The organism is Lentibacillus kimchii (genome assembly GCF_055381965.1).
Genome location: NZ_AP043934.1, coordinates 1,115,839 through 1,130,214 on the forward strand (window position 1 = coordinate 1,115,839; position 14,376 = coordinate 1,130,214).

The window sequence follows — 14,376 nt, forward strand, 5'->3', positions numbered from 1 at the left end:
TGTTGCACCTTATGCCGGTATGGCTGCTGGTTATGTCCGGTTGAGATACTTATCAATCGTTTGCAAGGTCTTGAAACTTTGCTCGAAAAGTCATAGGATTAGTAATGAATTACAATTATATTACATAATGTGTCAAAATAAGCAGACTTGATAAGATGGAAGTGACAAAGATGGGGAAGCCAAATATTGTAATACTGGGTGCGGGGTATGGCGGTCTCATGACTGCTATTAAGCTGGAAAAGCTGCTGTCCGCACATGAAGCTGAAGTAACGCTTGTGAACAAATATGATTATCATTATCAAAAAACATGGCTGCATGAAAACGCAGCCGGCACACTTCCTGCTGATCGGGCATGGTTTCCGATTAAGGATGTGATTAATACGAACAAAACCAGCTTCATCATGGATACCGTCCTATCGGTGAAGCCCAGCAAGAAGAAGATTAAAATGAAAAATGCGGACCTTACATACGATATCCTGATCGTTGCATTGGGATCGGAACCGGACACAGGCGGTAGACCAGGCGTGGATGACCATGCCTTTACGATTGCGAATATTCATGAAGCGCGCCTTCTCAAAGAACAGCTTAATTATAATTTTGCGAGGTATCATTATGAAGATGAAAAAAATCGGGGAAGACTGAATATCGTTGTTGCTGGCGGCGGACTATCAGGCATTAGCTATTTAGGTGAACTGGCTAATCGAATTCCAGAACTTTGTGAAGAGTACGATATCCCAAAGACACTGGTTCGTCTTATTAATATTGAAAAAGCATCAACAGTGCTTCCGGAATTTGATTCACAGATGGCTGAATACGCCTTGAATTCGCTTGAATCCCGGGGTGTTGAATTCATTATGGATGCAGAAGTACAGGCATGTGATTCGGACAGGGTGATTTATGAGAAAAATGGTGAAAGAATGATGATTCCCACCTTTACAACTGTTTGGACTGGTGGGGTACGCGGTCATGCCATTGCTGCAGAAGCAGGATTCACGCAAACAAACGGAAAACTTGATACAGGACAGGATATGAGAGCCATAGATGATAGTGCAGTGTTTGCAGTGGGGGATTGTGCGGCTGTTCAAATTGATGGAACAGATGAGCCCTATCCCATGACGGCTCACATGGCGATTCAGGAATCAGATACGGTCGCTCGCAATGTCACAAATTTAATTCAGGGCCACGGTGAGCTGGCAGCATTTAGACCATATAAGCCTGGAATCATGGCCTCCCTTGGCAGCACAGATGCCTTAGGGAATGTGTTTAATCACCGTCAATGGTTTGGCTGGCGCGCTATTATCCTGAAAAAAATGTTTGATAATCGGAATTTATTTAAATTGGGTGGCTTCAATCTGTGGCTGCGCAAAGGTAAATTCAACCTCTTTTATTGATTTGGTTATATTGTGATATGATTGAATCTTTGTTTTTTTGCTGTTTTGTTATAGAATAAGGGTAAGGCTTGTGTGGATAACTGAAGGAGGAACAGGCGTTGATTCAGTTTGTTGTTTCCATTTTATTGTTTTTAGTTATATTCTTTGGACTGGCTTTTATATTAAATATGCTGCTGCGTACAACGTGGCTTATGGCAATTATTTATCCGATTATTATTGTGATGATCGTAGATGGCATGCCGACAACCGATTATTTCACGGCTCCACAAGAATCGTTTACGACTGCGTTCACCAGACTGACAGAGGTTACAGCGGCGGATATTACAATTCTTGGGGCAGGTTTTGCGGGTACCATTATTTCTGGTATTATTATTAAATTATTGCGTAAGAACGGTTATCAAATGTTTTAGGGTGGCTGGGACAAACGTGCGAAGCCAGAATGAGCATGTGTGTGGCTAAATAGCTCCAGAAATACGCGGGCGGATGGTGAGTCACCTTGCAACTGGCGCACTCCAGGCTCTCACCTATGTCTCTTTTCCCTCCGTCTATTTCCTTCGCTAATTTAAGCTGATTTGATGGCTGCTTGTGATGTATATAAATGAACTATTTGGCAACACTGACCAAGTAGGCAGTTATTTCCGGTGCATCAGGAAATTTCCTGATGGTGACACCCAATAACACACTGCCGGGAAGGTGTTATCATTTAGTATGCCGACATTGCTCAAGCGATCAGTCATGATACTCTTGTTTTTCGGAATCTTTTTGGGTGCATGGTCAAAGGTGTCTCCACTATCTTTTGCAGATGAGGCAGAAGGGCTGAGTGACGATGAGCCGGTTTCGTTTGCGGCCTCCAGAGAAGCCGAATACCGAGAGACGACACTGGAAGATAAGACATTGAAGACAAAAAGACAGCAGAAATCATATATTTCCAGCGAACGAATTGAAGGCCCTGAAACACTGGAAGAGTATGTTAACGCTGAAAATTACCCAAGTGCTACTGTTATGGCAACTGGCTATACGGCAGGTGTTGAATCGACTGGCAAAACATCTGAGCACCCGCAGTATGGTATTACGTTTTCCGGTGTTCCGGTAAAGCGTGATCTGTATTCGACGATTGCAGCCGATCTGGACGTTTACCCGATTGGCACTGTCATGTTCATTCCCGAGTATGGTTATGGCGTTGTGGCTGATAAAGGCAGTGCCATTAACGGCAACGACATTGATTTATATTTCGAGACGGTTGAGGACGTCTATGCCAAATGGGGTAAACAGGAAGTTGACGTCTCGATTATTAAAAAAGGCGATGGCACGTTAACAGAAGAGGTTCTTAACAACTTGAATGAAAATGAAGCTTTACAAGTCTTCCGCGAGCAAATAACCAAAAGCTAATCAAGACGTCCCGCGATATGAACCATTTCGGGTGCTATATGATTCAGAGAGTGCGAGCAGCCGAATGGTTTGTCGACGGCAGGCGTTTTATCAGATTAACTGTAAATAGGGCTGCCAAACAGGTTAGTCCCGCGTCCTTGATCAAAAACGGCAGCATGCTTGTCCATGCAGCTAAGTAAGAGATATCCAGTTCAAGCCATGTATTCATCGCCATATACATATATGTAACACCGGCGCCATAATTGATGGCCAGCCCAGCCAGTGCTGCAATTGAATAAACCGGTGTGGAGGGCTTTCTCGATTGTTCAGCGATCCATCCGGCAACAAATGCCACACCAATAAAGGAAATAATAAATCCGCCGGTGGGTGAAATGAGCTGCATAGGACCTGCTTTCATTTGAGCGAAAACTGGAACGCCTGCTAAGCCGACCAGGATGTAGGTAACCATAGCGATGCTCCCCCGTTTTTTGCCAAGCATTAGTCCCGCGATAATGGCGAAAAATGTTTGCAGGGATAAGGGGACAGCTGTACCGCCAATAGGCAGTGCCAGAAAGGGAAGCCAGACTGTTATATTAGCACCAACAGCCATGAGACAGACAAACACAGATCCAAATGTTAAATCGACTGTTCGTAGCGTTTTCAATAGCTAGAGCCTCCTAAGTTGATGATGGTTCGATATTAAGCCTAGTTAAGCCAATTGTCAACCTTTAAATATAAAGGTTTACAATTAAACTAAAAAACAGCCTCATCAACAAGACTGTTTTTCAGCTTGATGCGCTAATTTGCTAATGTGTTATTTGATGGCTGTTTCAAGTGCAATAGTCATCATGTCATGAAAGGTTGTCTGACGTTCTTCAGCCGTCGTCTCCTCACCAGTAAGCACATGGTCTGATACCGTCAGAACTGTGAGTGCCTGGCGGTTGAATTTGGCCGCAAGTGTATAGAGTGCCGTTGATTCCATTTCAATAGCCAATACATTATATTTGGCGAGCAGTTCGTTAACTTCTTTAGCATTGTCCCGATAAAATGTATCATTTGTAAAGACATTGCCAACTTTTGGATCCAGTCCCTGTTCTATGCAGGTATCGTAGGCATTTTTCAGCATCTGGAAATCGGCGAGGGGCGCATAATCAATGCCGCCGAAGATCATGCGGTTCGTTTGTGAATCAGTTGTTGCTCCCTGGGCCAGAATGATGTCGCGCACTTTAACATCCTCCTGAATGGCACCGCATGAGCCGACACGAATTAATGTCTGCACATCGTACTCCTGAATCAGTTCATTGACGTAAATCGAAATGGATGGAACACCCATACCGGTCCCCTGAACAGAAATACGTTCACCCTTATATGTACCTGTGAAACCATACATTCCCCGTACGTGATTATATTGCGTAACGTCGCTTAAAAAATTTTCAGCTATAAATTTTGCGCGCAACGGATCGCCCGGCAATAGAACTTTGTCAGCAATGTCACTTTTCTCAGCACCTATATGGACACTCATGCCACATATGCCTCCTTAAAATAATGAATTGACTATAACGTTATCATAGCAGCAGGATAAAAAACAAATTTTAGGTGAAGCCTGCAGAATTTACTGCATATATATTTCAAAAACCGGAATAATTGTATATAATACGAATGTATCGTATTTCAATTGTACGAAATACATACGGCAGGAATTATTTTTGAAAAGGATGAAGAACAATGCAGGAACAAACGTTTACCATTACAGCAGATACTGGTGTGCATGCCCGTCCAGCCACATTACTCGTCAATAAAGCGGGACAGTTCGAATCGGAAATCGAAATTTCCTATAATGGAAAAGATGTTAATCTTAAGTCGATTATGGGTGTTATGTCACTGGGAATTCCTAAAGAAGCAGAAGTGAAAATTACGGCTTCTGGCGGCGACGAAGCAGATGCAATGCAGGGTATCACAGGCGTTATGAATGAGCATCTTGGCGAGGAAGCCGGATCCTGATTATAAAGCATATATGAAATAAGCAGAAAAGTGGAGGGCGGTTCATAATGCCGTCAGGCGCCACTTTCTGCTTTAAATTTAATTGAACGAGAATTCAGGCTATCTGAACCAGGCGTGGCGTTTTCCTATTTGTAGTAGCTTTTCGTATAGACATTTTGCTCAAGCTCATTAATTTGTTTGAGTGACTGCTGATTAAACGCGGTATCCTGTTCGGAAAGATGCTGTTTAATGTCAGCGATGGATTGCTCAAGTGATACCGCATAGTCAGGAATATCGCCAGTGAACTTTTTAACGGCAGATTTAACGACGTTCATCTTTTCATGGTGAGCCAGGGCTTGACGCACCTGAAATACGACGCCTTCGGTTTCGCCAGGATTATGCAGATCACCTTGCACAGGATGTTTGCTGACGGCACGGACTTTGACCAGATAACGCTCACCACGGTCTTCGAGCACTTCACCTATGTATCTTCCAGAATTATATTTTACTTCAACCATGTCACCAACTGAAATGGCCATAGAATTCCCTCCTCCTTTCCATATATTACTGCTATTGTGACAGATGTCCGGTGCCTTCCGCAATTGAACAGGTTTCTTATTTTGGTTTCATCGAGCTGACATGCTACAATCAAAGTGGAGGAAGGGATCAGCCATGATGGATTTTTTGTATTTTCCGGATGATAAATCGGAATATATCCCTGCTGTCATTATATTGGCTATTTTTGTCATCGGTGCTGTGCTGACGTTGTATTTCTTTATTAGATACTCCAAAAAAGAGGCGGCCAGAGCTGACGCTAGGTATCAGCAGGATATGAACCGGGATGAAGATTGAAACAGACCTGTTTATTTCAGGTCTGTTTATTTTTTGGTTTAATGGCAAATACTAATCTTAACGTATTGGCTAAAGGAGAACGTTTGGATGAAAAAAATAGGGCTCATTGTTATCTTATTGTTAATAACGGGATGCCAAGGTAATAATGATGAAACATCGAAGTCTGTCGGAATGTATAACTTATCTGGTGATATGATTGGTACGGTTCAGCTATCAGAAGGTGATAATGCGGTTAATTTAAAGATGAATCTTGAGGGTCTGGAGCAAGGATTTCACGGTATACAAGTGCATGAATATGCGAAATGTGACCCGCCGGATTTCAAAACAGCGGGCAATCATTTTAATCCAAAGGGGCTCAAACACGGTCTCATGAATCCGGATGGTTCGCATGTGGGTGATTTGCCGAATATTAAAGCTGATAACAGTGGTCTTGTCCAGGATGCGGAATTAGCAGCTCAGGGAGCAACATTACTGGATGGCAAGGGTTCATTGCTCAAAGACGGAGGGACGTCAATCATCATTCATAAAAGTCAGGATGATGGTGTCAGCCAGCCTGGCGGCAATGCCGGTGAACGCGTGGCATGCGGACTTATAGTTAAAGAAAAAAAGAAACCGGACAAAACGCCAACAGATCCCACTGAACATAATGAAGACATGTCGGAAGGTTAGCCTGACGCGGCATGTCTGGTATTGGGAATGGTGAAAGTAAAAAGAGGGTGAGCCGGTTTGAACAGCACACCCTCTAAGTTTTATAAGTTGTTGACAGCCGTAACGATCCGGCGGACCCCCTCTTCCAGAGTTGCACGCGGACAGGCAATATTCATCCGCATAAATAATTCCCCTTCACTGCCGTAATCTGCTCCAGGGTTAAGGCCGACTTTGGCTTGCTCACTCATAAATGTTTTTAAGGCTTGAGCATCCATTTGCATTTTGCTGCAGTCAATCCACAATAGATAAGTACCCTCTGAGCGGACAACATTCAGAACATCGGTGTTATTTTCAAGCTGGTCAATGACATAATCTTTATGCGCCTGCAGGACACCGCGGAGTTCTTCGAGCCATTCCTCCCCGTGGCGATAAGCCATCTCCATTGCTGTATTGCCCATGGTGTTAATCATTCCCAGTCCCTGTTTCTTTAACTGAGCATCCAGGGCTTCTCGCTTGGATTGATCAGGTGTAATGATATAGGATGCTTGAAGTCCCGCGAGATTAAACGTTTTTGACGGGGACATGCATGTGACTGTCTGGTTGGCAGCTTCCTCAGACAATGAAGCTATAGGTGTATGTGTCATACCAGGGTAAAGCAGGTCAGCATGAATTTCATCAGCGAAAATCAGGACATTATGTTTCACACACAGGCGAGCCATTTCCTGCAGTTCGTCTTTTGTCCAGACGCGTCCCACCGGATTATGCGGTGAACAGAGCAGAAAAGCCTTAACTCCCTGTTTTAATTTCGCTTCAAAATCATCAAAATCAATTTTGTAATAATGGTCCTGATACAGTAGCGGATTTTTAACTAGCTGCCGGTCATGAGACTCAATAATGCTATAAAAAGGTGTATAGACGGGTGTCTGCATCAGAATGCTGTCACCGGGATTGGTTAATGCCTGAACGGCCATATGCATACTTGTTACAACACCTGGACTGAAGGAAAGCCATTCTTTTTCAATCTGCCAGTTATGTCGCTTAGAAATCCAGTCCATGATGGGTGTTATGACATCATCATTAATGGTTGTGTAGCCGTAAATGCCGTGCTTAGCCCGCTCTATCAGGGCATCGTTAACCGCATCGGGTGCTTTAAAATCCATGTCTGCCACCCACATAGGCAAAACGTTATCTGACTGAAATACTTCCTGACGCATATCCCATTTAACGGAGCGTGTATTTTCGCGATCATGTACTTTATCAAAAAAACCCATCGTAAACCTCCTGTGAATGTGATCTTTATAAAGCTGTATACTTATTATAATCGAAAATACGATACCGTTAAAGATTAGGGCATTTGGATTTGAATTAAATAGTAAAAAAAGCAAGACGCTTATAAAACGTCTTGCTTACAGGGGGAATACGAGAAAGTCTTACATTTTATAGTCTTACCGTTTTGCTAAAATCTAAACATGACATACAAACATTTTTTGCTGTAAAAAACGGCGCCAGCAATGATCATGTCAGCCGTTTTGTCAATTGCTCTTTCGCGTCTTCATATCCGGGCTTGTCTAATAAAGCAAACATGTTTTGCTTATAGGATTCAACACCTGGCTGATCAAACGGATTGACACCGAGAAGATAACCGCTCATAGCACAGGCCTTTTCGAAAAAGTACACGAGAAAGCCAAACATATAAGCATTAAGTTCCGGCAGATCAATTACCAGGTTCGGCACACCGCCGTCGGTATGGGCGAGCAATGTTCCCTGATACGCTTTGTCATTGATAGCCTGTAAGGTGCTGCCAGCAAGGTAATTAAGGCCATCAGCATTATCACTGTCAGAGGCAAGTGTCCTATTCTTTTGAGGCTGACGGATATGCAGAACGGTCTCAAATAGATCACGACGCCCATCCTGTATGTATTGGCCCATCGAGTGCAGGTCAGTCGTAAAGTTAGCAGTTGCCGGAAAGAGACCTTTATGATCCTTTCCTTCACTCTCGCCGAAAAGCTGCTTCCACCATTCATTAAAATAGTGCAAGTGTGGTTCATAATCGATCAGCATCTCTGTTGTTTTGCCCTTACGGTATAAGATATTACGCACTGCTGCATATTGATAGGCGGGATTGTCAGCAAGGGACGGTTCACTAAGGTCATGCATCGCTGCTTCGGCCCCCTGCATCATGTCGCTGACAGCGATGCCGCTTGCAGCAATCGGAAGCAGACCAACTGAAGTCAGAACGGAAAAGCGTCCGCCAATATTATCAGGTATGACGAACGATTCGTAGCCTTCCTGATCAGCCATCGTTTTCAGTGCTCCTTTTGCTTTATCCGTGGTAGCATATATACGCTTCCTGGCTTCTTGTTCACCATACTTGTCTTCAAGGAAACGCCGGAAAATACGAAAGGCAATCGCTGGTTCGGTAGTTGTTCCGCTTTTCGAAATCACATTAATCGAAACATCTTTGTTCTCAAGCACATCAAATAGATCCTGGATATAGGTGGAACTTAAATGATGACCGGCGAAAAGCACTTGCGGTGCATGCCGCTTATCGCTGTCAAGCAGATTATGGAAGGAATGGTTCAGAGCCTGAATCGCTGCACGCGCACCCAGGTAGGATCCGCCGATGCCGATAACAAGCAGGACGTCAGAGTCTTGCTGGATTTTGTCTGCTGCGGACTGGATTCGGGAGAACTCTTCCCGATCGTAGTCTTCCGGCCAATCCATCCAGCCAAGAAAATCATTGCCCTGGCCCGTTCGGTTATGCAGCTTGTGGTGAGCGGTCTGCACGTCATCTTCGAGATAATCAAGTTCATGCTGGTTAAAAAACGTCAGCGCTTGCTGATAAGAAAAGTCAATGTGGGTCATGTTCAGTCTCCTTTATCAAAGTCAGTCACGTTGCCTTATACCACTTTATCCTATGCCAGCGTTTCTATTCAAGCTGAGATAAAAAAAGAAGCCTATTTATCTGTGAAAGACAAGCTTCTTTTTGTTTATACAACTAGTTTTTAAACGTTTTCTTCCGATCCTCTGACTGCTGGATCCATTCGTCAAGTTTGCTTTCCAGTATATTGAAGCCAGAATTCGTATTATCAGCCTGCTTTGGTGCAGCGCTTTTGCTCGGATTAGCGTGTTCCTGGGATGGTTCCTCTGTTGCCCGTATCGAGAGGGAAATACGGTTTTTTTCTGTATCAACACTGAGCACTTTCACATTCACATCATCACCGACTGTCAGAAAAGCATGAATGTCCTGTACGTAGCTATGTGTTATTTCCGAAATGTGCACTAATCCCTGTGTTTCATCATCGAGCGCAACAAAAGCACCATATGATTGAATGCCTCTCACTTTCCCGTTTAGAACCTGCCCTGTTTCGTAATTATCTATCATGTTGACCACTCCTAGAGTTTTCAATATCTTTTAACACAATAGAATATTTTAGCACACATAACAAAATCGAGCAAAACTTCCTTTAAGGAAATTATTAGAGGTGGTCTTAAGATAATGAGTCTGCCTACGCCCAGTCTGTCAGGATAATAAGCATGTCGTTATCTTGCAGGGCAGTTTCTTCTGAAGGGTTTATGATCCACTCGCTGTCGCGGATAAACCCAAGCAGCAGTTCATGATTTTTCAAAAAGAAGGGGACAGCTTGTTTAAAAGAACGCCCATTCAATTCATGCGGCAGTTCAATGTGGGCAAATTGCTGTTTGTTTAACAAGTTCAAAACGGTTTCGAATGGACGTGTCTGTTTCTTGTGAAAGAGCTCATGATACAGTAATGTACTCATAAAATCATTGGAACTAATAACCGTGTCAGCACCGGCACGTACAGCATTTTCAGTTTGACTAATCGTCAGAATTTCGGCGTTTATGGGCACAACCTGATTATTGCCGCGCACGGCTACAGTTGCCAGAATCGTATTATTATCAGCTTGCCGCTCCTTCTGGGCTGTTGTATCAGCACTGATAAGGACGGATGCAGCTTCCTGAATATTTGCCTGCACTAAGACAGCGTCCTCACTCGGATCACCATGAATGAAATGGACGGGATAGTTCTGAAAGTTCAATTCGTCTAATGTCCGGTCAATCAGCACAACCTCCTGATCGTCACGTTTGTCTGCAATCATGTCGGCGAGTTGTTTTGTTCGTTCATTCCACCCGATAACTACGATATGATTTTTGCCTTTAAACGCTACTTTGCCTTCTGACAATTCACTTTCATGGTTAATTGTTTTGGCGGCAAGTGTTGTAATGTAAAAGGTGAGCATGCCACCACCGGAAAGAATCAGCAAAATGCCTACAAGTCTTCCCGGGACTGTTATTGGGGCGAAATCACCGTAGCCAACGGTAGCTCCGGTTACGAATGCCCACCAGATACCGTCAAACAGGGAGGAAAATTGCCGCGGTTCCAGGAGATGAATGGCACCTCCAAAAAACAGCATGAGCACGCTTATGGCGATTAACAGTCTTACAACAACCGGCAAGCGATAAAAAATATGTTTAAACGTTTCAAGATTCATGTTTTCACCTTTGTCTATGGTTTGTCATCATTTCTAGTATAGGCAAAGGGTGCCAATCTCTATACGCCACGAATGAACGTGTCTAACGACTCAGAGCATTTTTAAGCGTTTGCCGGATGCTGGTATAGACAATTTGCCAGAAATCTGTATCGTCCCGAAATGTTTTAGACATAAACAGATGCATTTCCCGGGCTTTTTCCTGATAGCCATCCGCGTCTTTGGGCGGGAGATTAGCCTGGGATTCAGCTGCAAACTGCTGGATTTCGTCCGCCCTTGGTCCCCAGCTGGCCACTTCATTGCCGGCCTCATCAATAAATATAAAAATGGGAATTGAGCGGGACCGGCCGTTCGTTAAGTAATGATCCATCAATTCGAGATTTTCATCACGCAAAAGAAGCTTGACCGGCATATTCACCTGTTCTGCCATACGGAACAAGATCGGCACGTTGAGCATAGCATCCCCGCACCAGTCTTCGGTCAAAATGATGACGCGCAAATTCTGGCTGTACAGGTTTTTGTTAAATTCGCTGTCTTCAGGCGGTGTGAACGATTCGTAGATATGAAGCAGACCATCCTGATGTTCCGTCATTGATTCAACATACGTATTCGGGTCCATCCCTTCGTCAAACCATTGATTCAAATTCATGATGCTCGCACTCCTTTTTGGGTTTGCTTTTGTTTCGTCCCGTTTTTCATTTTTCTGAAGTGAGCAGTTAAATTTGCTGCATAGCATATGTCACCTTTTGGGTACAACCCCAATGGTGCAGCGTGATGTGCAGATCAGCTGCTCGTGCTCATCGGTTATGCGGATTTCCCAGACCATTGTTGTTTTGCCTCTATGAGCTGGCTCGGCTGTTGCGGTTACAACACCGTCACGTTTACTTTTTATATGATTAGCGTTTATATCAATACCAAAGACGTTAAATTGTTCCGGATCAACATTTAAAAATGCGCCGATACTGGCAGCTGATTCAGCCAGGGCAACATTAGCCCCGCCATGCAAGAATCCAAAGGGCTGATGTGTTCGCTCATCAACCGGCATCGTCACAACAACCTGGTTCGCCTCCGTAATCAGTGTTTCCATACCCAGTGTTTCCATCAATGTCTGTTTGCCATCCATTTATAACCCTCTCCTTATGAGATCAGAATAGGTGACCGGCCAGAAGTGAGATGCCAAGCAAAAGGCCATACAGCGTATTTGTTTTGCCCGTTGCTGCCATAGCGGGCATCATCTCCAGCGGTTTGGTTTTTCCGCGAAATTTTTTGATCACGTCTGTGGCTTTAATGATACTGAGAAACGCAAGAATTGACCATATTGGTAAAATGCCCATCATAATATAGATGGCTGTTAATACATAAGCGACCGCGAACATTGCAGCGAGAAAGCGGACAGCTTTTGGCCGGCCCAGCAGGATAGCGATCGTTTTTCGGCCATTTTCTTTATCACCATCCAAATCACGGATATTATTGGACATCATGATGGCACCGATGAAAATAGCGACAGGGAATGACATTAAGACGGCAGAACCCGTCAAAAGGCCTGTCTGAATATAATAACTGATTCCGATGATAACTGTGCCCATAAAGAAACCCGAAAAAAGTTCACCAAATGGTGTATAAGCAATTGGGAATGGTCCGCCGGTATACAAATAGCCAAATAACATACAGACTAACCCGATAGCAGCAACCCACCAGCTTGATTCAAGACATATATAGACACCAAGCAAAATGGCAATGCCGAAAAAGATAAGGGCCATCCCCAGGACTGTTTTGGGTGCAATGCCATCCCGGACAATCGTCCCGCCAATGCCAACTGATTTTTCATTATCCAGGCCGCGAACAAAATCATAATATTCATTAAACATATTGGTGGCTGCCTGGATCAGGACAGAAGCCAGAAGCATTGCCAGGAATAACAAAATGTTAATGTCGTAACCGCCTAAGGCAAACATCGTCCCGACAAATACTGGAATGATGGAGGCTGTCAATGTATGCGGCCGCAACAGACGCCACCATATCTGCAGACCGCTCTTTTCATTAAGTTCGGTTTTAATTGAGGTTATCGAATCCACAGTACCTATCTCCTTTACATATATCACTACAAGTTTAGGCAATTCCTTGAGGCGTGTCAATTGCCAAACAATGGACATGTCGGGCGCCTTCCTTGAGGAGGATGCAAAAAAAGCATACAATAGATATGGTACTTTGTCATAGAGACTATCACGGAGGTTAGGATTATGATAGATGTTAAGGAAACATCACTTTATAACATGCTTGATCAGGCTATTCATAAGGCAAAGAAACGGGGAACGCCGTTGTTGATGAGCATGACTAAAAAGATACAATCAATTAATCCGCTCGCTTTTTTTGAAGCAGCGGGCATACAAGCAATGAACCGGACGTTTTGGTCAAGCACAGCGGAAGACATCTGTATTGCCGGAGCCGGGAGCGCATTTGATATAACAGCCGGGACAAACCGGGTTGAGCACGCGGAAACAATCTGGAATCAACTGCTGCGTGAAGCTGTTATTCATAATCCTTATGAAGTCTCTGGCACTGGTCTGCTTGCGCTGGGCGGCATGTCATTTGATCCGGTCAAACAGCAGTCAGACGTGTGGCGTCATTTTCCTGATTTAGCACTGACGATTCCCTCATTCATGCTTACCAGCCGGGATGATGCCTGCTATTTCACGGTGAATGTCAGGGTACAGGCAAACGATGATCCGGCATCTTTGGAACAGACACTTCAGCAAACAGAGAAGGTTTTGCGGGATCCGCCAGCCCATTTAGCAGAAGGGCCGACTATTCAAATGAAGCAGGAAATTGACCCTGAAATCTGGAAAGAAACGGTCAGGTTTACGACTGAGTATCTGCAGCAGCATTATGCTGATAAAATTGTTCTTGCACGAGCATTGCAAGTCGATCTGACCGATGACGCTGCCATAGCTTCTCTATTAAAGAGACTGCTTGAAACGCAGCCGAATAGTTATGTGTTCGCTTTTGAACGCGGGGAAGACTGCTTCGTTGGTGCCTCTCCGGAGCGGCTGGTGAAACAAGAGCAGGATCAGATACTGTCTACTTGTCTTGCAGGAACGGCATCAAGAGGTCATACACAAGAAGCTGACGCTGCCATAGCTGATGCACTGTATCATGATACAAAAAACCGGCGCGAACATGATGCTGTCGTCAGCATGATCAGACAATCACTGACTCATTTCTGTACGAATCTTAATATTCCGGACAAGCCGGTCATTTATCCGCTTAAGAATCTGCAGCATTTGTACACGCCGGTTACGGCGACCTTGAAAGATGGTTATAGTCTGTTTAATATTGTTGAACAATTGCATCCAACGCCTGCTCTAGGTGGTGTCCCGCGTCAGGAAGCACTGACGTTCATACGTGACTGCGAACATCTTGACAGAGGCTGGTACGGGGCACCTGTCGGCTGGCTTGACAGTAATCGGAATGGTGAGTTTGCCGTTGGTATTCGTTCAGGGCTAATCCGGGAAGACCAGGCCACGTTATTTGCCGGTTGTGGTATTATGAAGGATTCGGACCCGGAAACGGAATATGAAGAAACCAATATGAAATTTGCACCGATGCTGGCTGTTTTAGGAGGCTGA

17 protein-coding genes are annotated in these 14,376 nt (G+C 44.3%); 7 read left to right on the top strand and 10 right to left on the bottom strand.

From position 1 onward, the window contains the following. The first annotated feature begins 170 nt into the window (after positions 1 to 170). From ACZ444_RS06055 to ACZ444_RS06065, 3 genes are all read left to right on the top strand, one after another. On the top strand, positions 171 to 1,391 hold the full coding sequence (locus ACZ444_RS06055; protein ID WP_382357558.1) for an NAD(P)/FAD-dependent oxidoreductase: 1,221 nt from the start codon (positions 171 to 173) through the stop codon (positions 1,389 to 1,391). A 98-nt stretch (positions 1,392 to 1,489) separates the two neighbouring features. Further along, positions 1,490 to 1,801, top strand: a complete 312-nt coding sequence (locus ACZ444_RS06060) for a YuiB family protein (RefSeq protein WP_382357557.1) — start codon at positions 1,490 to 1,492, stop codon at positions 1,799 to 1,801. A 298-nt stretch (positions 1,802 to 2,099) separates the two neighbouring features. Next, the gene (locus ACZ444_RS06065; RefSeq protein WP_382357556.1) at positions 2,100 to 2,780 is read left to right on the top strand and encodes a 3D domain-containing protein; all 681 of its coding nucleotides are present in this window, start codon (positions 2,100 to 2,102) and stop codon (positions 2,778 to 2,780) included. Between the two features lie 43 nt (positions 2,781 to 2,823). On the opposite strand, the gene ACZ444_RS06070 is transcribed toward ACZ444_RS06065, so the two are convergent. Continuing rightward, positions 2,824 to 3,423, bottom strand: a complete 600-nt coding sequence (locus ACZ444_RS06070; protein WP_382357555.1) for a biotin transporter BioY — start codon at positions 3,421 to 3,423, stop codon at positions 2,824 to 2,826. 150 nt (positions 3,424 to 3,573) lie between these two features. Further along, complete coding sequence (gene deoD, locus ACZ444_RS06075; protein WP_382357554.1) at positions 3,574 to 4,281, bottom strand: purine-nucleoside phosphorylase; 708 nt, start codon at positions 4,279 to 4,281, stop codon at positions 3,574 to 3,576. A 203-nt stretch (positions 4,282 to 4,484) separates the two neighbouring features. Here deoD and ACZ444_RS06080 point away from each other — a divergent pair, with 203 nt between their 5' ends. Then, complete coding sequence (locus tag ACZ444_RS06080; RefSeq protein WP_382357553.1) at positions 4,485 to 4,760, top strand: phosphocarrier protein HPr; 276 nt, start codon at positions 4,485 to 4,487, stop codon at positions 4,758 to 4,760. A gap of 125 nt (positions 4,761 to 4,885) precedes the next feature. Here the strand turns inward: ACZ444_RS06080 and kapB are convergent, their stop codons facing one another. Then, positions 4,886 to 5,278, bottom strand: coding sequence for a kinase-associated lipoprotein KapB (kapB, locus tag ACZ444_RS06085; RefSeq protein ID WP_382357552.1), 393 nt, complete (start codon positions 5,276 to 5,278; stop codon positions 4,886 to 4,888). Positions 5,279 to 5,411: 133 nt separating this feature from the next. Here kapB and ACZ444_RS06090 point away from each other — a divergent pair, with 133 nt between their 5' ends. Both ACZ444_RS06090 and ACZ444_RS06095 read left to right on the top strand, forming a co-directional pair. Continuing rightward, positions 5,412 to 5,591, top strand: coding sequence for a hypothetical protein (locus tag ACZ444_RS06090; protein ID WP_382357551.1), 180 nt, complete (start codon positions 5,412 to 5,414; stop codon positions 5,589 to 5,591). Between the two features lie 87 nt (positions 5,592 to 5,678). Next, positions 5,679 to 6,260: a superoxide dismutase family protein gene (locus ACZ444_RS06095; protein ID WP_382357550.1), complete on the top strand. Its 582-nt coding sequence runs from the start codon at positions 5,679 to 5,681 to the stop codon at positions 6,258 to 6,260. 80 nt (positions 6,261 to 6,340) lie between these two features. On the opposite strand, the gene ACZ444_RS06100 is transcribed toward ACZ444_RS06095, so the two are convergent. The 7 genes from ACZ444_RS06100 to ACZ444_RS06130 form a co-directional block, all read right to left on the bottom strand. Next, a complete protein-coding gene (locus ACZ444_RS06100; RefSeq protein WP_382357549.1) occupies positions 6,341 to 7,510 on the bottom strand; it encodes a MalY/PatB family protein in 1,170 nt (389 codons plus the stop codon). A 244-nt stretch (positions 7,511 to 7,754) separates the two neighbouring features. Next, positions 7,755 to 9,104, bottom strand: coding sequence for a glucose-6-phosphate isomerase (locus ACZ444_RS06105; RefSeq protein WP_382357548.1), 1,350 nt, complete (start codon positions 9,102 to 9,104; stop codon positions 7,755 to 7,757). 133 nt (positions 9,105 to 9,237) lie between these two features. Continuing rightward, positions 9,238 to 9,624 (bottom strand): S1 domain-containing post-transcriptional regulator GSP13, encoded by a 387-nt coding sequence (yugI, locus tag ACZ444_RS06110; RefSeq protein ID WP_382357547.1) that lies wholly within the window; start codon positions 9,622 to 9,624, stop codon positions 9,238 to 9,240. Between the two features lie 124 nt (positions 9,625 to 9,748). Then, positions 9,749 to 10,753: a potassium channel family protein gene (locus ACZ444_RS06115; RefSeq protein ID WP_382357546.1), complete on the bottom strand. Its 1,005-nt coding sequence runs from the start codon at positions 10,751 to 10,753 to the stop codon at positions 9,749 to 9,751. 82 nt (positions 10,754 to 10,835) lie between these two features. Beyond that, positions 10,836 to 11,399 carry a thioredoxin family protein gene (locus ACZ444_RS06120; protein WP_382357545.1) on the bottom strand — a complete coding sequence of 188 codons (564 nt, stop codon included), beginning with the start codon at positions 11,397 to 11,399 and terminating at the stop codon, positions 10,836 to 10,838. A 90-nt stretch (positions 11,400 to 11,489) separates the two neighbouring features. Then, the gene (locus tag ACZ444_RS06125; RefSeq protein WP_382357544.1) at positions 11,490 to 11,873 is read right to left on the bottom strand and encodes a hotdog fold thioesterase; all 384 of its coding nucleotides are present in this window, start codon (positions 11,871 to 11,873) and stop codon (positions 11,490 to 11,492) included. Positions 11,874 to 11,895: 22 nt separating this feature from the next. Continuing rightward, positions 11,896 to 12,825, bottom strand: a complete 930-nt coding sequence (locus ACZ444_RS06130; protein ID WP_382357543.1) for a 1,4-dihydroxy-2-naphthoate polyprenyltransferase — start codon at positions 12,823 to 12,825, stop codon at positions 11,896 to 11,898. Positions 12,826 to 12,990: 165 nt separating this feature from the next. Between ACZ444_RS06130 and ACZ444_RS06135 the strand changes: the two genes are divergently transcribed. Continuing rightward, entirely contained in the window at positions 12,991 to 14,376 is a 1,386-nt protein-coding gene (locus ACZ444_RS06135; RefSeq protein WP_382357542.1) for an isochorismate synthase, read from the top strand.

What these genes read in the sequence shown, in the direction of transcription:
- ACZ444_RS06080 (WP_382357553.1), top strand. Translation starts at nt 4,485, where the DNA reads ATGCAGGAACAAACGTTTACCATTACAGCAGATACTGGTGTGCATGCC.
- ACZ444_RS06115 (WP_382357546.1), bottom strand. Translation starts at nt 10,753, where the DNA reads ATGAATCTTGAAACGTTTAAACATATTTTTTATCGCTTGCCGGTTGTT.
- ACZ444_RS06055 (WP_382357558.1), top strand. Translation starts at nt 171, where the DNA reads ATGGGGAAGCCAAATATTGTAATACTGGGTGCGGGGTATGGCGGTCTC.
- kapB (WP_382357552.1), bottom strand. Translation starts at nt 5,278, where the DNA reads ATGGCCATTTCAGTTGGTGACATGGTTGAAGTAAAATATAATTCTGGA.
- ACZ444_RS06065 (WP_382357556.1), top strand. Translation starts at nt 2,100, where the DNA reads ATGCCGACATTGCTCAAGCGATCAGTCATGATACTCTTGTTTTTCGGA.
- ACZ444_RS06135 (WP_382357542.1), top strand. Translation starts at nt 12,991, where the DNA reads ATGATAGATGTTAAGGAAACATCACTTTATAACATGCTTGATCAGGCT.
- ACZ444_RS06120 (WP_382357545.1), bottom strand. Translation starts at nt 11,399, where the DNA reads ATGAATTTGAATCAATGGTTTGACGAAGGGATGGACCCGAATACGTAT.
- ACZ444_RS06125 (WP_382357544.1), bottom strand. Translation starts at nt 11,873, where the DNA reads ATGGATGGCAAACAGACATTGATGGAAACACTGGGTATGGAAACACTG.
- deoD (WP_382357554.1), bottom strand. Translation starts at nt 4,281, where the DNA reads ATGAGTGTCCATATAGGTGCTGAGAAAAGTGACATTGCTGACAAAGTT.
- ACZ444_RS06105 (WP_382357548.1), bottom strand. Translation starts at nt 9,104, where the DNA reads ATGACCCACATTGACTTTTCTTATCAGCAAGCGCTGACGTTTTTTAAC.
- ACZ444_RS06100 (WP_382357549.1), bottom strand. Translation starts at nt 7,510, where the DNA reads ATGGGTTTTTTTGATAAAGTACATGATCGCGAAAATACACGCTCCGTT.
- yugI (WP_382357547.1), bottom strand. Translation starts at nt 9,624, where the DNA reads ATGATAGATAATTACGAAACAGGGCAGGTTCTAAACGGGAAAGTGAGA.
- ACZ444_RS06090 (WP_382357551.1), top strand. Translation starts at nt 5,412, where the DNA reads ATGATGGATTTTTTGTATTTTCCGGATGATAAATCGGAATATATCCCT.
- ACZ444_RS06095 (WP_382357550.1), top strand. Translation starts at nt 5,679, where the DNA reads ATGAAAAAAATAGGGCTCATTGTTATCTTATTGTTAATAACGGGATGC.